The sequence below is a fragment of the Pseudomonas spartinae genome (assembly GCF_965197125.1).
Lineage (GTDB): Bacteria > Pseudomonadota > Gammaproteobacteria > Pseudomonadales > Pseudomonadaceae > Aquipseudomonas > Aquipseudomonas composti_A.
The window spans coordinates 25,545-46,451 of record NZ_CBDAMB010000006.1 but is presented as its reverse complement, the minus strand read 5'-3'; the positions used below and the strand labels follow the sequence as shown (position 1 = coordinate 46,451).

Below are 20,907 nucleotides of genomic sequence, written 5' to 3'. Positions count from 1 at the left end.
GAGCGCACTCAGGCTCTGGATCGCCTCGCTTATGCCCGTCACGACCCGTGTTGCCCTCATTTCTCTCGTGCTGCTGCTGAGTGCCTGTAGCAGCCGCGCACCTTCTCCTCAGCCGACCTATATTCCTCCGGTGTCTTCTTCCGCCTATCAGGGCGGTACTGATGATGTGTTGTTTCGCGCGCTGGGGTTGGTCGGCACGCCTTATCGCTATGGCGGTAACACGCCAGAGGGTGGCTTCGACTGCAGTGGTCTGATCGGCTATGTATACCGCGATGCTGCGGGTATCCGCCTACCGCGCTCGACCCGCGAGCTGAGTGCGATGCGCACTCCGGACGTTCGCCGCGATGCGCTGCAAAGCGGTGATCTGGTGTTCTTCGCCACCAATGGCGGGCGCGCTGTCAGTCACGCCGGTATCTACGTCGGCGAGGGGCGTTTCGTACATGCGCCGTCCACGGGCGGTACGGTGCGTCTGGACAGTCTCGACAACGTCTACTGGCAGCGTGTCTACCTCGATGCCAAGCGTGTGATCACGCCCGAGCTTGCCCGCAATCCCTGACCAGCCATGGCCGAGCCCATTCGCCTGCCGCCTCAGCCCGAGGCTTGCGAGCTGTGCGCACGGCCGGTTGCGCTGACGCGTCATCATTTGATTCCCAAAGCACTGCACGACAAGGCCTACGTGCAGAAACGCTTCGCTCGCCACGCGCGGATCACGGCCACGCTCTGGGTCTGTCGCGCCTGCCATAACCAGATTCACCGGTTGTTCAGCGAAAAGGAGCTGGCGCTGACCTATAACAGCCGCGACGCGCTGCTGGGTGATGAGCGTCTGCGTACCTTCGTCGAGTGGCTGGCCACCAAACCGGCGGGCTTCACGCCCAGGCATTGAGCGGTCTCGGCGTTGACGCGCAGGGCTGCCAGCCTCTACCCTGCGCGCCTTGCTTCAGGTGCCCCGAGTTGCCGTCAAGCGCGCATGAGGGGTGAAACAGGGAAGCCGGTCCGAATGCCGGCGCTGCCCCCGCAACGGTAGGTGAGTCAAACACCGCTCACGCAGTCTGCAACGCCACTGTGCTCTGCACGGGAAGGCGCGGTGTCGAGCCTTTGGGTTCACTCACGAGCCCGGAGACCGGCCTGTCGCAATTTCACGGCATCGCGGAGGGCGTTGTCCGGCCGACGCTCCGGTTTCCCGGGGTGTGGGTGTTTCCTGTCTTCCGCTCGCCTGACCAGCCATTGGCGCCTGGGTGAGAACGTGCGGATCATCGCGACCTGCTTTCTCATCGCCGCTCATGCTGTTTAACCAACAGCAGACGCGGGTGCCTGATGTACAGGAGCACAGCATGAACGAGTCCAGCGAACGCGATGCCCGCCACAAGGCGCGCATGCAGCGCAAGAAAGCCCTGATCGACGAGAAGATCGCCCAGGCTCAGGACGAATACGGCCTGCTGCTGGTGCACAGCGGTAATGGCAAGGGCAAGAGCAGCAGCGCCTTCGGCATGGTCGCGCGCGCCCTCGGTCATGGCCTCCGGGTCGGCGTGGTGCAGTTCATCAAGGGCGCTGCCAGCACCGGTGAGGAAACCTTCTTCAGGCGCTTTCCCGAAGAGGTCAGCTACCACGTCATGGGCGAGGGCTTTACCTGGGAAACCCAGGATCGTCAGCGGGATATCGCCAAGGCGCAGGAAGCCTGGGCTGTGGCCCAGCGCCTGCTCAGCGACGAGTCCGTCGGCCTGGTCGTGCTGGACGAGCTGAACATCGCCCTCAAGCATGGCTACCTCGAACTGGACGCGGTGCTGGCCGATATCGAGGCCCGGCCGCTGCTGCAGCATGTGGTGGTGACGGGCCGTGGCGCCTTGCCGGGGATGATCGAGGCGGCCGATACGGTCACCGAGATGAGCCTGGTCAAACATGCCTTCAAGTCCGGGGTTAAGGCTCAGAAGGGCGTCGAATTCTGATGGCTGCACGTCACTGCCCGGCACTGTTGATTGCCGCCCCGGCCTCCGGCCAGGGCAAGACCACCGTGACTGCCGCCCTGGCGCGCCTGCATACGCGCCAGGGGCGGCGAGTGCGGGTATTCAAGTGCGGTCCGGATTTTCTCGATCCGATGATCCATGCCCGTGCCAGTGGCGCGCCGGTGTACCAGCTCGATCTGGCCATGGTCGGTGAGGGCGAGAGCCGTCGATTGTTGTGGCAGGCCGCAGGCGAGGCCGATCTGATTCTCATCGAAGGGGTGATGGGGCTGTTCGATGGCAAACCCTCGGCGGCCGATCTGGCGCGTCGTTTCGGCGTGCCGGTGCTGGCGGTGATCGATGGCGCAGCAATGGCGCAGACCTTCGGTGCGCTGGCCCATGGCCTGGCCACCTTCCAGCCAGACCTGCCTTTTGCCGGCGTGCTCGGTAACCGCGTGGCCAGCACCCGTCATGGCGACATCCTACGCGATGCATTGCCGCCCAGCATTCGCTGGTTCGGCGCCTTGCCGCGTAGCGCTGCGGTGGAACTGCCCAGTCGTCACCTGGGCCTGGTGCAGGCAGACGAGCTGGCTGATCTGGACGCGCGCCTGGATGCCGCTGCCGATGCGCTGGCAGCTACCGCCGACGTTGATCTGCCGCCGGCAGTGAGTTTTGCCGCGCCGGTGATTGAGCCGCCACCTGAGCTGCTGGCCGGAGTTCGTATCGGCGTGGCGCGTGACGCGGCGTTCGCCTTTCTTTATCAGGCCAACCTCGACCTGCTGCACGCACTCGGGGCCGAGCTGCATTTCTTCTCGCCACTGAGCGACCGCACGTTGCCTGACGTGGACAGCCTTTATCTGCCGGGCGGTTATCCCGAGCTGTACCTGTCCGAGCTGGAGGGCAATCAGGCCATGGCTGACGCGATTCGTGCCCATCACCGGGCCGGCAAGCCGCTGCTCGCCGAATGTGGCGGCATGCTCTACTTGCTCGATGAGCTGCGTGACAAACAGGGCGCCAGTGGGCGCATGCTCGGTCTGCTCAGCGGCAGCGCGGCATTGCAGGCCCGCCTGACGGCTCTGGCCCTGCAGGAGGTGACGTTGCCGGAGGGTGAGCTGCGCGGCCACAGTTACCACCACTCGCGGCTGGAAAGTCCATTGCAGCCACTGGCGCTCGGCCGCTGCCCGAATGGCAAACCAGTGGCCGAGGCGGTGTACCGCCTGGGTCGACTCACCGCCAGCTATATCCACTTCTACTTGCCGTCCAACCCGGAGGCAGCCGCTGCGCTGTTGCGTCCGTGACCGACCACGCTTTCAGTCTTGAGGAGCGCGCCGCGGTGTACCGCGTCATCGCCGAGCGCCGTGACATGCGCCACTTCGCCGGTGGTCAGGTGCCGCCCGAGGTGCTGGCGCGCCTGCTCGAAGCGGCGCACCACGCGCCCAGCGTCGGTCTGATGCAGCCCTGGCGTTTCCTGCGTATCAGCGATCGGCCGTTGCGCGAGGCGGCCCATGCGCTGGTGGAGGCCGAGCGGGTACGCACCGCCGAAGCCCTGGGCGAGCGTTCGGATGAATTCATGCGGCTCAAGGTCGAAGGTATCCGCGATTGCGCCGAACTGCTGGCGGTGGCGCTGATGGACGGGCGTGAAGCGCATGTCTTCGGACGACGCACCTTGCCGGAAATGGATATGGCCTCGGTCGCCTGTGCCATTCAGAATCTCTGGCTGGCCGCGCGGGCCGAAGGGCTGGGGCTTGGCTGGGTCTCGCTGTTCGACCCCGAGGCACTCGCCGAGCTGCTGGGGATGCCGGCCGGCAGCAAGCCGGTGGCGCTGCTGTGTCTGGGGCCGGTGCATGCCTTTTACGAAAAACCGATGCTGGTGGAAGAGGGCTGGGCCAAGCCGCGGCCTCTGGCCGAGTTGCTGTTCGAGAATCGATGGGGAATACAGGGTGACTGAACGATGAGCCTGGCGCTGATCACCTGCGCCGGCGTGGCGCTGGACGCCGCGCTGGGTGAGCCCCGGCGCGCGCACCCGCTGGTGGCTTTCGGGCGTCTGGCCGAGCGCCTGGAGCAGCGCTTCAATCCCGCCGGCGGCGGTTGGCGCAGCCATGGCGTCACGGCCTGGTGTCTGGCGGTGCTGCCGCTGACCTTGATCACCTGGTTGCTGACGCAGGTCAGTTCACTGGGCTGGGCGGTGGAGATCCTGGCCCTGTACTTCGCCCTTGGCCTGCGCAGCCTGTACGAACATGCGCAACCGGTGGCGCAGGCGTTGCGCCTGGGCGATCTGGCCCTGGCGCGTGAGCGCGTCGGCTGGATGGTCAGCCGTAACACCGCCGAACTGGACGCCACGGGCGTGGCCCGCGCCGGTACCGAATCGGTGCTGGAGAATGGTTCCGATGCGGTGTTCGCCGCCTTGTTCTGGTTCATCGTCGCTGGCGCGCCGGGCGTGGTCCTGTATCGCCTGAGCAATACCCTCGATGCCATGTGGGGTTATCGCAACGACCGCTTCGAGCGTTTTGGCTGGGCCGCGGCGAAGATCGATGACGTGCTCAATTACATTCCTGCACGCCTGGTGGCGCTGACCTATGCACTGCTCGGGCGCACCGCCCTGGCCCTGCGCTGCTGGCGCAAGCAGGCCCCGTTGTGGGACAGTCCCAATGCTGGCCCGGTGATGGCCTCTGGTGCAGGCAGCCTCGGCGTGAGCCTGGGCGGTGCGGCGGAGTATCATGGCGAGCGGCATGAGCGCCCGCAGTTGGGCGAGGGCCCGGCGCCGCGTGCGCGGGATATCGAGCGGGCGATGAATCGAGTCGTCGCAGGCGTTGGCTTGTGGCTGGTGTGCCTGATCCTATGGGAGGTCTGGGTTGCTTGAGCATGGAGGTCGACTGCGCGCCGCTGTGCAGCGCTATGGCATCCCCCTGGAAGACTGGCTGGATCTGTCCACCGGGGTGTCGCCCTACGGTTGGGATCTGCCGGCCGTCCCCGGTTCGGCCTGGGCGCGCCTGCCCGAAGCGGACGATGGGCTGGAACAGGCCGCGCGCGACTACTATGGCGCCGTCAGTCTGCTGCCGGTCGCCGGCTCGCAGGCAGCGATCCAGGCCTTGCCGCGTCTGCGCCGCGACGCCAGTGTGGGCATCATCGCGCCGACCTACGCCGAGCACGCTGCCGCCTGGCGTCGCGAAGGCCACCGTGTCACCAAGCTCAGCGAAGGTTCGGTGCATCGCGCGCTGCCGCAGCTGGACGTGCTGCTGCTGGTCAACCCGAACAACCCGACTGGTCGCCTGATCGAACCGGCCCGTCTGCTCGACTGGCACGATGAACTGGCCGAGCGGGGCGGCTGGCTGGTGGTCGACGAAGCTTTCATGGATTGCACGCCGGAGCACAGCCTGGCCGCCTACAGCGACATGCCGGGGCTGATCGTGCTGCGCTCGTTCGGCAAGTTCTTCGGCCTGGCCGGCCTGCGTCTGGGCTTCGTCCTGGCCGCCCAGGCGCTGCTGGATGAGCTGCAAGTGCTGCTCGGCCCCTGGGCCGTCAGCGGCCCGGCGCGCAGCGTGGCGCATAGCCTACTGGTCGATGGCGAGGGGCAGCGTCGCCAGCGTGAACGCCTGCTGGCCGACGGCGAGCGTCTGACGGCGCTGCTGCGTGACTGTGGCCTGCCGTCGACCGGGGGCTCGTCGCTGTTCCAGTTCTGCTGCACCCGTCGCGCCGTGCCCTGCGCCGAGCTGCTGGCGCGGCGTGGCATCCTGGTGCGGCTGTTCGCCGAGTTGGACAGCCTGCGTTTCGGTCTGCCGGCGGACGAATCAGGCTGGCTGCGGTTGGAGCAGGGACTGCTGGAGTGCGCGCCGATCCTGGCGAGTCTCGAGGAAACGCCCTGATGGCTACGCTGATGGTGCAGGGCACCACCTCCGATGCGGGCAAGAGCACGCTGGTGACGGCGCTGTGCCGCTGGGCGCGGCGCCAGGGCATTTCCGTCGCGCCGTTCAAGGCGCAGAACATGGCGCTCAACTCTGCCGTGACCGCCGACGGTGGCGAGATCGGCCGGGCGCAGGCGGTGCAGGCACAAGCGGCCGGCCTGCAGCCACATACCGACATGAACCCGGTGCTGCTCAAGCCCAACAGCGACATGGGCGCCCAGGTGATTATCCACGGCCGCGCCATCGGCAACATGCAGGCGCTGACCTATCACGGTTACAAGCCAGTGGCTATGGCGGCGGTGCTGGAGTCCCACGCGCGTTTGCTGGAGCACCATGAACTGGTGCTGGTCGAGGGCGCAGGCTCGCCGGCCGAGATCAACCTGCGTGCCGGCGACATCGCCAACATGGGCTTTGCCGAGGCGGTGGATTGCCCGGTGATTCTGATCGCCGACATCGACAAGGGCGGTGTGTTCGCTCATCTGGTTGGCACCCTGGAGCTGCTCAGCCCGAGCGAGCAGGCGCGCATCCGGGGCTTCGTGATCAATCGTTTTCGCGGTGACATCGCGTTGCTCAAGCCCGGGCTGGACTGGCTCGAACAGCGCACCGGCAAGCCGGTACTCGGCGTGCTGCCGTACCTGATGGACTTTCACCTGGAAGCCGAGGATGCCGTCGATACCCGTCAGCAAGCCAAGGACGATGAGGCCTTGCGTGTGGTGGTGCCGGTGCTGCCGCGCATCAGCAATCACACCGATTTCGACCCGTTGCGTCTGCATCCGCAGGTGCACCTGAGCTTCGTCGGACCCGGTCAGGCCATTCCCCCGGCGGATCTGATCATCCTGCCTGGCTCCAAGAGCGTGCGTGCCGATCTCGCACGTCTGCGTGAGCAGGGCTGGGACAAGGCGATTGCCCGCCACTTGCGCTATGGCGGGAAGGTTCTGGGCATCTGCGGAGGACTGCAGATGCTCGGTCGACAGATTCACGATCCGCACGGCCTCGAGGGCGCGGCGGGTAGCAGCGAGGGGCTGGCCCTGCTGGATTTCGAAACGGTGCTGGAGCCGGAAAAACAGCTGCGCAACGTGCGCGGCCATTTGTGCCTGGAGCAGGCGCCGGTCAGCGGCTACGAGATCCACGCCGGCGTCAGTCGCGGGCCGGGGCTCAACGGCGCCGTGCAGCTCGATGACGGGCGCAGCGACGGTGGCCTGAGTACCGATGGCCAGGTGTTCGGCACCTACCTGCATGGCCTGTTCGAGCAACCACCGGCGTTCGCAGCACTGTTGCGCTGGGCGGGGCTGCGCGAGGTGCAGGCGGTGGACTATCAGGCGCTGCGTGAGCGCGATATCGAGCGCCTGGCGGATCAGGTGGAGCTGCACCTGGATACCCAGCAGTTACGGGTTCTCTGTGGCCTGTGACGAGCGCGACGCACGAGCTATTGAACGGTGCGCACGGCGCACGCAACGGAGTGAAGATGCTTGAATTGATCCTCGGCGGTGCCCGTTCCGGCAAGAGCCGGTTGGCCGAGAAACTGGCCGGTGAGTCGGGGCTGGAGGTGGTCTATGTCGCCACCAGTCAGCCACTCGACGGCGAGATGAACACTCGTGTCGCCCAGCATCGCGCGCGGCGGCCGGCCCATTGGGCGCTGGTCGAAGAGCCGCTGGCGCTGGCTCGCGTGCTGCGCGAACAGGCTGTGCCGGGGCGTTGCCTGCTGGTCGACTGCCTGACCCTGTGGCTGACCAATCTGCTGATGCTGGAAGATCCGGCGCGGCTCGAGGCTGAGCGAGAGGCATTGCTCGGCTGCGTGAGCGAGTTGCCGGGGCGCATCCTGCTGGTCAGCAACGAAACCGGCCTGGGTGTGGTGCCGCTCGGCGAGTTGACCCGCCGTTATGTCGATGAAGCCGGCTGGCTGCACCAGGCTCTGGCCGAGCGCAGCCAGCGTGTGCTGTTCACCGTCGCCGGGCTGCCCATGCTGCTCAAGGGGGATTCGTTATGACTCTGCAATGGTGGCAAGGGCCCTGTCAGCCACTCGATCATGTCGCTCGCTCCAAGGCGCAGACCCGTCAGGCGCAACTGACCAAGCCGGCGGGTTCGCTCGGGCGCCTGGAAGCGCTGGCCATTCATCTGGCGGCCTTGCAGGGACGCGAGCGGCCGAGCCTGGACAAACTGTGTATCGCCATTTTTGCCGGCGACCATGGCGTGGTCGCTGAGGGGATTTCCGCTTTCCCGCAGGCGGTGACCGGGCAGATGCTGGCCAACTTCGTCAGCGGCGGCGCGGCCATCAGCGTGCTCGCGCGCGAGCTCGATGGCGCGCTGGAGGTCATCGACCTGGGCACGGTCGAACCATTGCCGCCATTACCTGGCGTGCGCCATCTGCAGGTCGGTGCTGGTACGCAGAACTTCGCCTGCGCTCCGGCCATGACCCTGGCGCAGGCGCTGATTTGCCTGGAAGCCGGCCGCGACAGCATCCAGCGTGCGCGTGCGCTCGGTTGCGACCTGTTCGTCGGCGGTGAGATGGGCATTGGCAATACCACTGCGGCGGCAGCGCTGGCCTGCTGGCTGCTGAATTGCCCGGCGAGCGAGCTGGCCGGCCCCGGTACCGGACTGGACGGCGCTGGCGTGGCGCACAAGGCGCGGGTGATCGACGCCGCGCTGGCGCTGCACCGGGGGCAGATCGGCGATCCGTTGCAGGCGCTGATTCACCTCGGTGGCTTCGAGATCGCCGCGCTCGTTGGCGCCTACCTGGCCGCTGCACAGCACGGCATTGCGATATTGGTCGATGGCTTCATCTGCAGCGTTGCGGCCTTGCTCGCGGTGCGCCTGAACCCCGACTGCCGTGACTGGCTGCTGTTCGCCCACCACGGCGCCGAGCCGGGTCACGTGCGCGTACTGCAGGCGCTGGAGGCCGAACCGCTGCTGGAGTTGGGCCTGCGTCTGGGCGAGGGCAGTGGTGCTGCGCTGGCCGTGCCATTGCTGCGTCTGGCCTGTGCCCTGCACGGACAGATGGCGACCTTCGCCGAAGCCGCCGTGGCGCAGAGGCCAGGCTGATGCTGCATCTGGAATTGCTGCGTCATGGCGAGACCGAGCTGGGCGGCGGCTTGCGCGGCAGCCTGGACGATGCGCTGACTGAACAGGGCTGGGCGCAGTTGCGGGGCGCCGTGCGGGGTGCCGGCCCCTGGGATCGCCTGATCAGCTCGCCGCTGCAGCGCTGTGCCCGGTTTGCCGAGGAGCTGGCCGCCGCTCATGCCTTGCCGCTGCACCTCGAGCCTGGCCTGCAGGAACTGCATTTTGGTGACTGGGAAGGGCGCAGTGCTGCCGAGCTGATGCACAGTGATGCCGAGGCGCTGGGGCAGTTCTGGGCCGACCCCTATGCATTCACACCGCCCAATGGCGAGCCTCTGCTGCAGTTCGAAGCGCGCATTCTTGCGGCTTTGCTGCGCTTGCAGCGCAGCTATGCCGGCGAGCGTCTGCTGGTGATCACTCATGGCGGCGTGATGCGCCTGTTGCTGGCGCGGGCACGCGGCTTGCCGCGCCAGGAGCTGCTGCAGGTCAATGTCGGTTACGCCCAGCGCTTTCGCCTGAGCCTGGATGCCGACGGGCAACTGACGGAGTCGTCATGATCGCGCTGCTGATCGCCCTGCAGTTTCTCACCCGCTTACCGGTCAAGCTGCCGGGTATGCCTTCGCCGGAGCAGATGGGCCGTTCGCTGCTCTGGTATCCCGCCGTAGGTCTGCTGCTCGGTCTGCTGCTGTGGGGCGCGCACCTGTTGTTGGGGCAGGCACCGGCGCTGTTGCAGGCGGCGCTGCTGCTGGCGCTGTGGGTGGCGTTGAGCGGCGGTCTGCACCTGGATGGCCTGGCCGATACGGCCGACGCCTGGGTCGGTGGCTTCGGCGACCGCGAGCGGACCCTGGCGATCATGAAAGACCCGCGCAGCGGCCCGATTGCGGTAGTGGTGCTGGTGCTGCTGTTGCTCCTGAAGTTCGCTGCATTGTTCACGCTGTTGCAGGCCGGGCAGGGGATCTATCTCGTATTGTTGCCCTGGCTGGGGCGCAGCCTGTTGCCGCTGTTGCTGGCGACCACACCCTACGTGCGCGCCGGCGGCCTGGGCCAGGCGCTGGTCGATCACCTGCCGCGTCGGCAACTGCCCAGGGTGCTGGGTCTGCACCTGCTGGGCATGCTGCTGTTCGGCTGGCAGGGGCTGCTGGCGCTGGCGACGGGCTTGCTACTGTTCGTCTGGCTGCGCCGCGCCTTGCTGCAACGCCTCGGCGGCACCACGGGCGATACGGCCGGGGCACTTGTCGAGCTGGCTGAGTGCGCCGCACTTTTAGCGCTTGCGCTGAGCCTCTGACGCAACTGTTCTGCCGACGCAGTGCGCAACTGTATGAGTATGAATCGCTAGTGCGGGTATATACCTGCATTCATGTTGCCGACCTCCTGTCTCTGTACTCAACTGCGCCGCGCCAGTCGCGGCGTTACCCGTCTCTACGATGACGCCCTTGCACCCGTCGGGCTTGGTGGTGCGCAGTTTTCCCTGTTGCGTCACGTACACCGGCTCGGGCAGCCGAGCATTTCGCTGCTGGCCGAGGCCATGGGGCTGGATCGCAGCACGCTGGGCCGTAATGTACGGGTGCTGGAGGAACAGGGGCTGGTGCAACTGGGAGAGGGGCGCGACTTGCGCGCTCGTGAGGTACGGCTCACAGAAGCCGGCCTGCAACGCATCGCCCAGGCATTGCCGCTATGGGAGCAGGCGCAGCGCGAGGTAACCGCACAACTGGGCGAGGGTCGCCGTGCCGAGTTGATGAAGTTGCTCGAACAACTGGCCTGATGGCCTACACATTTTTACTGCCTTAACGGCTGCCAACGGCCGTTTGCTGGAGAGACCGATGACCACTGCATGGCGTTCAACCACCTGGCTGTTGCTCGGCGCATCGCTGATCCTGGCGCTGTCGCTTGGCACGCGCCATGGCTTCGGCCTGTTCCTGCCGCCAATGAGTGCGGAGTTTGGCTGGGGTCGTGAGGTGTTCGCCTTCGCTATCGCCCTGCAGAACCTGATCTGGGGTATCGCGCAACCGATCACCGGGGCGCTGGCCGACCGCTTTGGCGCACGCAAGGCCATTGTCACGGGTGGCGTGCTGTATGTGCTGGGGCTCTTTTGCATGGGCATGTCGGACTCGCCGTTGTCGTTGTCGCTGAGTGCCGGCCTGTTGATCGGTATCGGTCTGTCCGGCACCTCGTTCTCGGTGATTCTGGGGGTGGTCGGTCGCGCCGTGCCGCCGGAGAAGCGCAGCATGGCCATGGGCGTCGCCGCGGCCGCAGGCTCGTTCGGCCAGTTCGCCATGTTGCCGGGCACCCTTGGGCTGATCGGCTGGCTCGGTTGGTCGGCAGCACTGCTGGCCCTGGGGCTGCTGGTGGCGTTGATGATTCCGCTGGCGGCGATGATCAAGGAAACGCCGCCCCCAGTGAGCAATGGTCCGCAGCAAACGCTGGGCGAGGCGCTGCGCGAGGCCACCAGCCATTCGGGTTTCTGGCTGCTGGCGTTGGGCTTCTTCGTCTGTGGCTTCCAGGTGGTCTTCGTCGCTGTGCACCTGCCGGCCTATCTGGTCGATCACCATTTGCCGGCGCTGACAGGTACCACGGTGCTGGCGCTGGTGGGGCTGTTCAACATCTTCGGTACTTACTTCGCCGGCTGGCTCGGTGGACGCATGCCCAAACCGCGTCTGCTCAGCATCCTGTATCTGCTGCGCGGTGTGGTGATCACGCTGTTCCTGGTGGCGCCGCTGACGCAGTGGAGCGCCTATCTGTTCGGCATTGCCATGGGCCTGTTGTGGCTATCCACGGTACCGCTGACCAACGGCACCGTGGCGACTCTGTTCGGTGTGCGCAACCTGTCGATGCTCGGCGGTATCGTGTTCCTGTTCCACCAGCTCGGGTCTTTCCTCGGCGGCTGGCTGGGCGGGTATCTCTACGACACCACCGGCAGCTACGACTTGGTCTGGCAGATTTCCATCGGCCTGAGCCTGATGGCCGCCGCGCTCAACTGGCCGGTGCGTGAAGTGCCGGTAGCGCGGTTGCAGGGCGCGCCGGCATGAGCCGCAAGCTGCTGACGCTCAGTGCCCTGGCGCTGGGTTTCGGCGTGCTGCTGGCGCTGGCCTGGTGGGGCTGGCGTCAGGGTGGGCTGGCGCTGCTGCAACTGGGGGTCGGCATCTGCTAGTTGCCTGAGGCTGGGCCTGCGAGTAGCGTGGTGAGATCGCGCTCTCGCCTGAGGTCACTGCCATGTCTCTTCACCGTCTTGCCTGCTCCTTGTTGCTGTTCAGCCTGGCTCTGCCGGTGCTGGCTGCCGAATGTCCGGCCATGCTTCAAGGCGAGCTGCCCAAACTGCGCAGCAAGGACAGCAGCGTCGACCTCTGCCAGTACGCCGGCAAGCCGCTGGTGGTGGTCAATACGGCCAGCTTCTGCGGTTTCACGCCGCAATTCAAAGGGCTCGAAGCGCTGTACCAGCGATACAAGGATCAGGGCCTGGAAGTGCTGGGCGTGCCATCCGATGATTTTCGCCAGGAGTCCGCTGACAGCAAGGAAACGGCCGCTGTCTGCTACGTCAACTATGGCGTGACCTTCACCATGACCGAGCCGCAGCCAGTCTCGGGTGCCAATGCAATTGCGTTGTTCAAGGGCCTTGCCGAGCAGAGCCGGCCACCGCGCTGGAACTTCTTCAAGTACGTGGTCGACCGCCAGGGCAAGGTGGTGGCCAGTTTCTCCAGCCTGACCAAGCCGGACGATCCGGAGCTGATCGCCGCGGTGGAGCAGGCTATCGCTTCGCAGCCCTGATCGACGGGGGCGTGCGGCCGTCCGTGGCCGCTTGGGCTAGGTCGATCAGAAGCGGTAGCTGAGCGAGGCGCCGAGGCCGTGTGCGCTGTTCTTGTAGCGTGCGCGGTAGGTGCCACGGGTATCGCTGGCGTGGTTCACGTCCACTGACTCTTCCTGCAGGTAGGAGTAGGCGACGTCGATGGTCATGTCCTGGGTCGGGCTCCAGCCAGCGCCGACGCTGAAGATGGTGCGGTCACCGGAGGGCACGCGCGGAGAGCGGTCGACGTTGTTGGTCGGCGACTGATCGACGGCGATACCGGTACGCAGCGTCCATTGCGGGTTGACCTGGTAGGACAGGCCGACCGCATGCGCCCAGGTGTCGTGCCAGTTCTGTTCCTCGACGATGGTGGAGAGGTTGGCTGGCAGCGTCGCTGAGTCGTTCTCCACGCGGATTTCCTTGAAGCGGCTCCAGCGGGTCCAGGTGCTACCGACATGCAGCGTCAGCGCATCGGTCAGGTCGTGGGTGATCGACATGTCCACCGACTCTGGCGTGGTCAGGTCCAGATTGGCGTCATACTTGCCGGCCACGCCAGCCAGAGCGCCACTACCGGAAACACGGGTATCGCCTTCCAGCTCGTATTTCACCCGCGAATGGTAGGTCACGCCTGCGCGAGTGTTGGGGGTGAACTCATAGAGCATGCCGACGTTGAAACCGACAGCGGTATCGTCACCCTTGACCCTCACCTGGCCATCGTTGCTGCCAGGGCTCAGCGGGTTGAGTACCGAGGAGCTGAGTTCGCCTTCGATATGGTTGAAGGTGGGGCCGAAACCGACCGACAGCTTGTCATTGAAGCGGTAGCTCAGGGTCGGCTGGATGGTGATTACGCGCACGTAGCTCTTGTTGGCGTGATAGCGCCCCTGGAAGTTGCTCTCGTAGTCGGTCATCAGGCCGAAAGGAACGTAGATACCCAGACCGAAGGCGACCTTGTCGTCCAGCGGTTTGACGTAATAGCCCATGGGCACGCCTGTGGTCGGCACCATGTCGCCATCGTTGCTACCCGATAGTGCCAGGGCGCCGACATTGGCACTGGCGTGGCTGATGTCGGTCTTGGCATGAATGACGGCAGCACCCGCATAGATTTCATCACGCTTGAGGCGGGCCATGCCGGCCGGGTTGCCGAACACGGTGCTGGCATCGTCGGCGGACGATGAGCGCCCGGCGAACGAAGTACCCATACCCGAAATGCTCTGCTCGTTGATGGCGAAGCCGCTGGCGAAACCATGGCTCGAGGTGGCGGTGATGGCGACGGCAAGACCGGTCTTGAGAAGACGTTTGCTCACGGGGGAAGCTCCTGTGGTGAGGCGGGGGGCGCACGCTACAGTTTTTCCTGACCCCTGCCAAGGCAGTTAAGTTCCAGAAAAAACAGCGTATTGTCGGACAATGAGTCTGGTTATGTGCGTATCTTTCAGGCGTCATTTTCTGACGATTCGGTCAGGCAACCTGGCTGGCGGTTTCGATGCAGCGCTGCCAGGCGTCGAGAAAATCGTGTTGGCGTGCCTGCGGTTGAAAAACCTTGCACCATATTTGGCCCATGGCCAGCAGATCGTCGGCCGCTGGCAGCTCCAGGTTCTCGCGCTCGATCAACAGCCAGGCTATGGCCGTGGCGTAGCGCAGGTTGACCGTCAGTTCCAGGTGCGGGGCTTCGAGAAAGGCATGCTGGCTGGCCAGGCCGCGCACGCGGCTGGCAAGTTCCGGGTCCAAGGCCAGGTGCCGGTCCCAGAGTATTTGGTGGCGCTGCTCGCTGATGCGATACAGGCCATGGCCCTGTGGTGTGTCCAGTGCACTGCCCAGTGCTGACTGGCAGGCCGCCGCGCCCAGGAGCAGTGCTTCGGCCGTGGCGCTATGACGTTCGAGATAGAGCAGGGTAGGGCGGATCACATGTTGGCTGAGATCGCAGGCGGCAATTCCCATGGCATCCTCGCGGAGGGTGCCGGTGGATGCCGGGCGCGTAGCAGCTGTTGCAGACCGATGAAAAACTAGCTCGGCTTTGGCTTCCTGTGTCCATGTAGCCGTGCGCTGGCAATCCTTGGCCAACGGCTTTCAACGGTCTGGATTCTTCGATAAAGGCTCCACCGGGAGCGGGGTTAGCCGCTCATTTTCAAGTCTAGTGCGATATTTCAATCGTAAAGGGCTGTTTTTAAATTGATTCCGGATTTGAGTTATTGCCCATATTTCGATTGGTGCTTAGAGCCACCGGTCAATCACCGGTGGCAGTTGGACGTGAGGGGTCGGTGATCCATTCGCTCCAGGAGCCGGCATAGAGCGGCGCCAGCGGATAGCCGGCAAGGCTCATGGCGAACAGATTGTGGCAGGCGGTGACGCCGGAGCCGCAATAGGCCACCAGGTTTTCCAGCGGCCGCTCACCGCGCAGTGTGTCGAAGCGCTGGCGTAGCGCTTGTGCTGACAGGAAGCGGCCGTTGGCCCCCAGGTTGTCGGTGAACACGGCGCACTGGGCACCGGGAATGTGTCCGGCGACCGGGTCGAGTGGTTCGACCTCGCCGCGAAAGCGTGGCAGAGCCCGTGCATCGAGCAAGGTCATGGCCGGGTTGCCCAGGCGCTGGGCCAGTTGTTCGGTCGTCAGCACCAGGCTGCTGTCGGGTTGCGCAGCAAAGTCACCGGGTGGGTTGCTCGGTGGGGTGGTGGTCAGTTCCTGGCCGGATTCACGCCAGGCTTTCAGGCCACCATCGAGCAGGTACAGGCCATCGCGCTTGCCCAGCCAGATCAGCAGCCACCAGGCGCGAGCTGCGAAGGCGCCGGGACCGTCGTCATACAGCACCACCTGGCTGTCTGCGCGCAGACCACAGCTGCGCAGGCGTTCGATCAGTGCGCTCGGGTCCGGTAACGGGTGGCGACCGGTGACGCCTTTGACCACCGGAGCGGACAGGTCCTGGTCCAGGTCGAGAAAGTGCGCGCCCGGGATATGCCCATCGAGGTAGCTGCGGCGTCCATACGCCGGGTCTTCGAGGGCGAAGCGGCAGTCCAGTACCAGCAGGTCGTTCTGGCCTAGACGTTGTTGAAGTTGTTCCGTGCTGATCAGTTGAGCGAGTGGCATGGTGCCTCCTGTGTCGTAGCAAGGTTTGCTCGCATCATAGCGCCTTGTCAGCCGAGTGATCTTTCGCGAGGGAGGCGCTTCGTCACGGCGGGATCGAAGCCTCGCTTGGCCAAGCGCGAGCCTTGCCGTACTCCCTTCTGCTGAGCGCCAGACATGGGTCTGATAAATAAAGGTGCGTTTCTGGTTAATTTTGGTGCGAATTTATGCCGTTGCGATGCGTCTATAACGGGCTTTATCAGCTGTTTTTGGATTAATGCACTGAAAAGTTTCATCAAGGCGACATTTTGATCTGTTTTGGTGCTTTGCTGCCTGATAGAGTGCCGGCCACTTTGTTTTTGTGGTGTCGAGGTGCCGCATGTCGTTGTCCGTCGATTCTTTCCTGTCACGCCTGAAGCAGCGCGACCCCGACCAGCCCGAGTTCCACCAGGCGGTGGAAGAGGTGGTACGCAGCCTGTGGCCCTTCCTTGAAGCCAACCCGCGTTACCGCGATGCCGGCATTCTCGAGCGTATGGTCGAGCCGGAGCGGGCCATTCTGTTTCGCGTGCCTTGGGTCGATGATCGTGGTCAGGTGCAGGTCAACCGCGGCTACCGCATTCAGATGAGCAGTGCCATCGGCCCGTACAAGGGCGGTCTGCGTTTCCACCCGTCGGTGAACCTGGGTGTGCTCAAGTTTCTCGCCTTCGAACAGGTGTTCAAGAACTCCCTGACTTCGCTGCCCATGGGCGGCGGTAAAGGGGGGGCGGACTTCGATCCCAAGGGCAAGAGCGAAGGCGAGGTGATGCGTTTCTGCCAGTCGTTCATGAGCGAGTTGTATCGTCATATCGGTGCTGATCTGGACGTGCCGGCCGGTGACATCGGTGTCGGCGGCCGTGAGATCGGCTACCTGTTCGGCCAGTACAAGCGGCTGTCCAACCAGTTCACCTCGGTCCTGACCGGCAAAGGGCTGAGCTACGGCGGCAGCCTGATTCGCCCGGAGGCCACCGGTTACGGCTGCGTGTACTTCGCCCAGGAAATGCTCAAGTGCGTCGGCCAGGGCTTCGAGGACAAGCGCGTGGCCATCTCCGGTTCTGGCAACGTTGCTCAGTTCGCTGCGCAGAAGGTCATGGATCTGGGTGGCCGGGTCATCTCGCTGTCCGATTCCGAGGGCACGCTGTATGCCGAGGGCGGCCTGAGCGCTGAGCAATGGCATTATCTGATGGACCTGAAGAACTTGCGTCGCGGCCGCCTGCGCGAGATGGCCGAGCACTATGGTCTGCAGTTCCTGGCGGGGCAGCGGCCCTGGAGCCTGCCGTGCGATATCGCGCTGCCGTGCGCAACGCAGAACGAGCTGGACGGTGAGGATGCCCGTGCGCTGCTGAAGAGCGGCTGCATCTGCGTGGCCGAGGGCGCCAACATGCCCTCGACCCTGGAGGCGGTGGACCTGTTCGTCGAAGCCGGCATCTGCTACGCGCCGGGCAAGGCCTCCAACGCCGGTGGCGTGGCCACCAGCGGTCTGGAAATGAGCCAGAACGCCATGCGCCTGCACTGGAGCGCCGGTGAAGTGGATGAACGCCTGCATGGCATCATGCAGAACATCCACCATGCTTGCGTCCACCATGGTGAGGAGAATGGCCGCATCAACTACGTCAAGGGCGCCAACATCGCCGGCTTCGTCAAGGTCGCCGATGCCATGCTGGCGCAAGGCGTGGTCTGAGCCTATCGCAGTAGACTCGGGGCCCCGCGTGATAACGCGGGGCCTCGTCGTTTCTGGCGGGGCTGTGTTGCGTGCGTGATTCAGGCATGCTGCCCGCCCCGTCGCTCGCTACATAGGTCTTGGTCTGCATGAAACGTTTCGTCTTGCTCGACACCGCTGCAATCCCCGGTACGGATGGCGCGCTCAATCTGTTCGAGTACGGTGACGACTTTGTCATCAAGATTGCTGGCGGTGATGGCGGGCAACTGATGAACACGCGCATGCACGGCTCGGAAGATGCCCTGGCCGCAATTCCCTGCAAGCAGATCGCGAGTCGGCCACAGGTGCGGGTATTGATCGGCGGCCTGGGCATGGGGTTTACCCTGGCGTCAGCGCTGCAGCACCTGGGTGCCGATGCCGAGGTTGCGGTGGCCGAGCTGGTGCCAGGCGTGGTCGAGTGGAATCGTGGCCCACTGGGTGCGAAGTCGGGCCATCCCCTGAGCGACCCGCGCACGCTGATTATCCAGGAGGACGTCGCCAAGGTGCTGCAGGCAGCCGAGCAGCGCTATGACGCGATCATGCTGGATGTCGACAACGGCCCCGAAGGCCTGACGCAGAAGGGTAATGACTGGCTGTACAGCATGGACGGCCTGCGCCAGTGCGCCAAAGCGCTGCGGCCCAAGGGGATGTTGGCGGTGTGGTCGTCGAGCGCCGACCGCGCCTTTTCCGAGAAAGTACGCAAGGCCGGATTCAAGGGGGAGGCGGTGCAGGTCTATGCCCACGGCAATCGGGGCACGCGGCACACCATTTGGATCGCCCAGAAGGTCTGAGCCGGCAGCCCAGGCCAGAATGACCCGGGCCGCTTGCTGGCTCAGTGAATCTGCAGTTTGCCGATTCGGTCGTTATCCAGGCTGCCGAAATACAGGTAGTCGCCCACCGGCTTGACCGAGGTGATCATGCGCAGGTGCGTGCCGCTGGTGTCATGCAGGCTGCGGACGATCTCGCCTTGCTCGTTGAGGGCGATGGCGAAGCCATAGGGGATCGCCTTCGGCCACAGGGCGCGCGGCAGCTTGGCCAGTTGCGACTTGAGCCAGGGGTGGCGGTGGAGGAAATCGGCATCGGCCTTGCGAGGGCTCGGCAGGGCGACCCAGAAGGTGCCCTTGCGGTCGCCTTGCAGGTTGTCCGGCAGGCCAGGCAGGTTGTCGATGAAGATGTCGTGCTGGCCGGCCTTGTCGCCCTTGAGCCAGTAACGGGTGATGCGATAGCGATAGGTCTCGTTGACCAGTACGAAGTCCTCGTTCGCCGACAGCGCCACGCCGTTGGCGAAGTACAGATCATTGAGCAAAACGTGGGTCTCGCCGCTTGCCGGATCATAGCTGAGCAGGCGCCCGTGAGGGCGAGCCTCGAGCAGGTCGAGCAGGTAGTCCGGTTGTTCGAAGCGCGAGGAGGCGTCGCTGAAGTAGATGGTGCCGTCGCTGGCGATGTCCAGATCATCGGTGAAGGCGAAGCGCAGGCCATCAGCCTCGGTGGTCAGCACCTTGATGGTGCCCTGCGGGTCGATGCTGAGCAGGCCCTTGTAGGCATCGGCGACGATCAGGTTGCCACTGGCGTCGAAGTCCATGCCCAGCGGGCGGCCGCCGGTATCGGCGAAGGTTTCCAGGCTGTCGTCGTGCAGCACGCGCACGATGCGCCCGTCATGCAGGCCGGCATAGACCCGGCCCTGGCTGTCGACTGCAGTGTCTTCCGGGCCATGGACCTGGCCGCGGGCCAGCAGCTCGGCCTTCATCAGCGTGTCGTTGGGCTCCAGCACGCCCGTCAGCGCCGGCGCGGGCGCGGCGTCCCAGGGCAGTGGATCGATCGGGCTGGGGCTCAGGGCCAGGTAACTGGCCGCTGCGGCCAGCAGCATGACGAGCAGGGCAAGCAGTTTCTTCAGCATTGTTGTTCTTCCGTGTCGGAGGTGGCGCGCGGCACAGATTACACAGTTCCGCTGATCGGCGGCAGGCTGCCGCCCCGTGCGATGGCCTGGGCATATATACTGCGCGGCATTCAAGACGGGAGAGCCGCGTGGCTAACGACATTCACTGGATTCTCGACGACGCCAGCCTGGCCGAGCATTGCGCTGCCTGGCAGGCGCTGCCCTTCGTCGCGCTGGACACCGAGTTCATGCGCGTCGACACCTTCTATCCCATCGCCGGGTTGTTGCAGGTCAGCGGCGGCGACGGCGCCTACCTGATTGACCCGCTGCGCATCAGCGACTGGCAGCCGTTCGCCGCATTGCTCGAAGCGCCAGGCGTGGTCAAGGTGCTGCATTCGTGCAGTGAAGACCTGGAGGTCTTCCTGCGCCTGACAGGCAGCCTGCCGGCGCCGCTGTTCGATACGCAACTGGCCGCGGGTTACCTCAATCTCGGTTTCTCCATGGGCTATTCGCGCCTGGTGCAGGCGCTGCTCGACATCGAACTGCCCAAGGGCGAGACCCGCTCCGATTGGCTGCAGCGGCCGTTGTCCGACCTGCAGGTGCGCTACGCCGCCGAGGACGTCCTGCACCTGGTCGAGGTGTATCGCGCTCTGACCGCGCGCCTGGCGCCACAGAAGGTCGAATGGATCCAGCAGGACGGTGCCGAACTGGTGGCCAATCTGAACCGTGAAGTCGCGCCTGAAGATGCCTGGCGCGAGGCCAAGCTGGCATGGAAGCTGTCGCGTCAGCAGCAGGCTGTGCTGCGCGCGCTGTGCGCCTGGCGCGAGCGTGAGGCGCGGGCGCGCAACCAGCCACGCAATCGCGTGCTGCGCGAACATTCGCTGTGGCCGCTGGCGCGCACCCAGCCGGATAACCTGGTGGCATTGGCGCGCATCGAGGACATGCACCCGAAAACCGTGCGTCAGGACGGTGAGACGCTGCTGGAGCTGATTCGTGAGGCGGCCGTATTGCCGCCCGAACAGTGGCCCGAAGCCCTGCCCGAGCCGTTGCCGGTGGAAGCCTCGGCGCTGCTGAAGAAACTGCGCGCCGTCGGTCAGCGCGAGGGCGAGCGCCTGGATATCGTGCCCGAGCTGATGTTGCGCAAGAAGACCCTGGAAGCCTTGCTGAAAACCGGCTTCCCCAAGGGGCCGTACCAATTGCCTGAATCCCTGCGCGGCTGGCGCCGGGAGCTGATGGGCCAGGCTCTGTTGGATTGTCTGGCCGCCGAAGGAGAATCCGCGTGAAACGCATCTGTTCCATCTACAAGAGTCCGCGCAAGAACGAGATGTACCTCTACGTGCTCAAGGCCGAAGCCCTGGCGCGCGTACCCGAAGGGCTGCTCAGCGTCTTCGGTCCGCCTGCGCATGCCTTCGATCTGGTGCTCAGTCCCGAACGTCAGCTGGCCCGCGAGGACATCGCCCAGGTGCTGGAGAACCTCGAGAAGCAGGGTTATCACCTGCAGATGCCGCCGCCCGAGGAGGAGTACATCGAGCACCTGCCCGACGAACTGCTGCGCCGTAACGATCCGGTGTGA

At 65.1% G+C, this 20,907-nt stretch carries 24 protein-coding genes and 1 riboswitch; of the genes, 20 read left to right on the top strand and 4 right to left on the bottom strand.

Annotated elements, in window-relative coordinates; translation table 11 throughout:
- The first annotated feature begins 31 nt into the window (after positions 1-31).
- From ACN8M7_RS14475 to ACN8M7_RS14400, 16 genes are all read left to right on the top strand, one after another.
- Entirely contained in the window at positions 32-556 is a 525-nt protein-coding gene (locus ACN8M7_RS14475; RefSeq protein ID WP_061239920.1) for an NlpC/P60 family protein, read from the top strand.
- A 6-nt stretch (positions 557-562) separates the two neighbouring features.
- Positions 563-883, top strand: coding sequence for a hypothetical protein (locus ACN8M7_RS14470; RefSeq protein ID WP_490261201.1), 321 nt, complete (start codon positions 563-565; stop codon positions 881-883).
- Positions 884-922: 39 nt separating this feature from the next.
- A riboswitch (cobalamin riboswitch) is annotated at positions 923-1,143 on the top strand.
- Between the two features lie 188 nt (positions 1,144-1,331).
- Positions 1,332-1,943: a cob(I)yrinic acid a,c-diamide adenosyltransferase gene (gene cobO, locus ACN8M7_RS14465; protein ID WP_490261200.1), complete on the top strand. Its 612-nt coding sequence runs from the start codon at positions 1,332-1,334 to the stop codon at positions 1,941-1,943.
- Positions 1,943-3,235 (top strand): cobyrinic acid a,c-diamide synthase CobB, encoded by a 1,293-nt coding sequence (locus tag ACN8M7_RS14460; protein ID WP_490261199.1) that lies wholly within the window; start codon positions 1,943-1,945, stop codon positions 3,233-3,235. The genes cobO and ACN8M7_RS14460 overlap by 1 nt, the downstream gene beginning before the upstream one ends.
- Complete coding sequence (bluB, locus tag ACN8M7_RS14455; protein WP_490261198.1) at positions 3,232-3,885, top strand: 5,6-dimethylbenzimidazole synthase; 654 nt, start codon at positions 3,232-3,234, stop codon at positions 3,883-3,885. Before ACN8M7_RS14460 ends, bluB begins: the two co-directional genes overlap by 4 nt.
- Positions 3,886-3,888: 3 nt before the next feature.
- Positions 3,889-4,797 (top strand): adenosylcobinamide-phosphate synthase CbiB, encoded by a 909-nt coding sequence (gene cbiB / locus ACN8M7_RS14450; protein WP_490261197.1) that lies wholly within the window; start codon positions 3,889-3,891, stop codon positions 4,795-4,797.
- Positions 4,790-5,800: a threonine-phosphate decarboxylase CobD gene (cobD, locus tag ACN8M7_RS14445; protein ID WP_490261196.1), complete on the top strand. Its 1,011-nt coding sequence runs from the start codon at positions 4,790-4,792 to the stop codon at positions 5,798-5,800. Before cbiB ends, cobD begins: the two co-directional genes overlap by 8 nt.
- Positions 5,800-7,248 (top strand): cobyric acid synthase, encoded by a 1,449-nt coding sequence (locus ACN8M7_RS14440; RefSeq protein WP_490261195.1) that lies wholly within the window; start codon positions 5,800-5,802, stop codon positions 7,246-7,248. Before cobD ends, ACN8M7_RS14440 begins: the two co-directional genes overlap by 1 nt.
- A 56-nt stretch (positions 7,249-7,304) precedes the next feature.
- Complete coding sequence (cobU, locus tag ACN8M7_RS14435) at positions 7,305-7,826, top strand: bifunctional adenosylcobinamide kinase/adenosylcobinamide-phosphate guanylyltransferase (protein ID WP_490261194.1); 522 nt, start codon at positions 7,305-7,307, stop codon at positions 7,824-7,826.
- Entirely contained in the window at positions 7,823-8,878 is a 1,056-nt protein-coding gene (cobT, locus tag ACN8M7_RS14430; protein WP_490261193.1) for a nicotinate-nucleotide--dimethylbenzimidazole phosphoribosyltransferase, read from the top strand. Before cobU ends, cobT begins: the two co-directional genes overlap by 4 nt.
- Complete coding sequence (cobC, locus tag ACN8M7_RS14425; protein WP_490261192.1) at positions 8,878-9,450, top strand: alpha-ribazole phosphatase family protein; 573 nt, start codon at positions 8,878-8,880, stop codon at positions 9,448-9,450. The genes cobT and cobC overlap by 1 nt, the downstream gene beginning before the upstream one ends.
- Positions 9,447-10,178 carry an adenosylcobinamide-GDP ribazoletransferase gene (locus ACN8M7_RS14420; RefSeq protein WP_490261191.1) on the top strand — a complete coding sequence of 244 codons (732 nt, stop codon included), beginning with the start codon at positions 9,447-9,449 and terminating at the stop codon, positions 10,176-10,178. Before cobC ends, ACN8M7_RS14420 begins: the two co-directional genes overlap by 4 nt.
- Positions 10,179-10,250: 72 nt before the next feature.
- Positions 10,251-10,655 carry a MarR family winged helix-turn-helix transcriptional regulator gene (locus ACN8M7_RS14415; RefSeq protein ID WP_061239886.1) on the top strand — a complete coding sequence of 135 codons (405 nt, stop codon included), beginning with the start codon at positions 10,251-10,253 and terminating at the stop codon, positions 10,653-10,655.
- A gap of 58 nt (positions 10,656-10,713) precedes the next feature.
- Positions 10,714-11,919 (top strand): MFS transporter, encoded by a 1,206-nt coding sequence (locus tag ACN8M7_RS14410; RefSeq protein ID WP_061239885.1) that lies wholly within the window; start codon positions 10,714-10,716, stop codon positions 11,917-11,919.
- Positions 11,916-12,041 carry a hypothetical protein gene (locus ACN8M7_RS14405; protein ID WP_490261190.1) on the top strand — a complete coding sequence of 42 codons (126 nt, stop codon included), beginning with the start codon at positions 11,916-11,918 and terminating at the stop codon, positions 12,039-12,041. Before ACN8M7_RS14410 ends, ACN8M7_RS14405 begins: the two co-directional genes overlap by 4 nt.
- A gap of 62 nt (positions 12,042-12,103) precedes the next feature.
- Positions 12,104-12,655: a glutathione peroxidase gene (locus ACN8M7_RS14400; RefSeq protein ID WP_061239883.1), complete on the top strand. Its 552-nt coding sequence runs from the start codon at positions 12,104-12,106 to the stop codon at positions 12,653-12,655.
- Between the two features lie 45 nt (positions 12,656-12,700).
- On the opposite strand, the gene ACN8M7_RS14395 is transcribed toward ACN8M7_RS14400, so the two are convergent.
- The 3 genes from ACN8M7_RS14395 to ACN8M7_RS14385 all read right to left on the bottom strand — a co-directional run bounded on the left by ACN8M7_RS14395 (position 12,701) and on the right by ACN8M7_RS14385 (position 15,747).
- Entirely contained in the window at positions 12,701-13,975 is a 1,275-nt protein-coding gene (locus ACN8M7_RS14395) for an OmpP1/FadL family transporter (RefSeq protein WP_490261189.1), read from the bottom strand.
- A gap of 151 nt (positions 13,976-14,126) precedes the next feature.
- Complete coding sequence (locus ACN8M7_RS14390) at positions 14,127-14,606, bottom strand: hypothetical protein (RefSeq protein ID WP_061239878.1); 480 nt, start codon at positions 14,604-14,606, stop codon at positions 14,127-14,129.
- A 286-nt stretch (positions 14,607-14,892) separates the two neighbouring features.
- Positions 14,893-15,747, bottom strand: a complete 855-nt coding sequence (locus ACN8M7_RS14385; RefSeq protein WP_490261188.1) for a sulfurtransferase — start codon at positions 15,745-15,747, stop codon at positions 14,893-14,895.
- Between the two features lie 355 nt (positions 15,748-16,102).
- Here ACN8M7_RS14385 and gdhA point away from each other — a divergent pair, with 355 nt between their 5' ends.
- On the top strand, positions 16,103-17,440 hold the full coding sequence (gdhA, locus tag ACN8M7_RS14380; RefSeq protein WP_490261187.1) for an NADP-specific glutamate dehydrogenase: 1,338 nt from the start codon (positions 16,103-16,105) through the stop codon (positions 17,438-17,440).
- A gap of 128 nt (positions 17,441-17,568) precedes the next feature.
- Complete coding sequence (locus tag ACN8M7_RS14375; RefSeq protein WP_061239871.1) at positions 17,569-18,249, top strand: spermidine synthase; 681 nt, start codon at positions 17,569-17,571, stop codon at positions 18,247-18,249.
- 41 nt (positions 18,250-18,290) lie between these two features.
- On the opposite strand, the gene ACN8M7_RS14370 is transcribed toward ACN8M7_RS14375, so the two are convergent.
- On the bottom strand, positions 18,291-19,352 hold the full coding sequence (locus ACN8M7_RS14370) for an SMP-30/gluconolactonase/LRE family protein (protein ID WP_156458599.1): 1,062 nt from the start codon (positions 19,350-19,352) through the stop codon (positions 18,291-18,293).
- A 131-nt stretch (positions 19,353-19,483) separates the two neighbouring features.
- Between ACN8M7_RS14370 and rnd the strand changes: the two genes are divergently transcribed.
- Positions 19,484-20,617, top strand: coding sequence for a ribonuclease D (rnd, locus tag ACN8M7_RS14365; RefSeq protein ID WP_490261186.1), 1,134 nt, complete (start codon positions 19,484-19,486; stop codon positions 20,615-20,617).
- Positions 20,614-20,907: a YcgL domain-containing protein gene (locus ACN8M7_RS14360; RefSeq protein ID WP_061239862.1), complete on the top strand. Its 294-nt coding sequence runs from the start codon at positions 20,614-20,616 to the stop codon at positions 20,905-20,907. Before rnd ends, ACN8M7_RS14360 begins: the two co-directional genes overlap by 4 nt.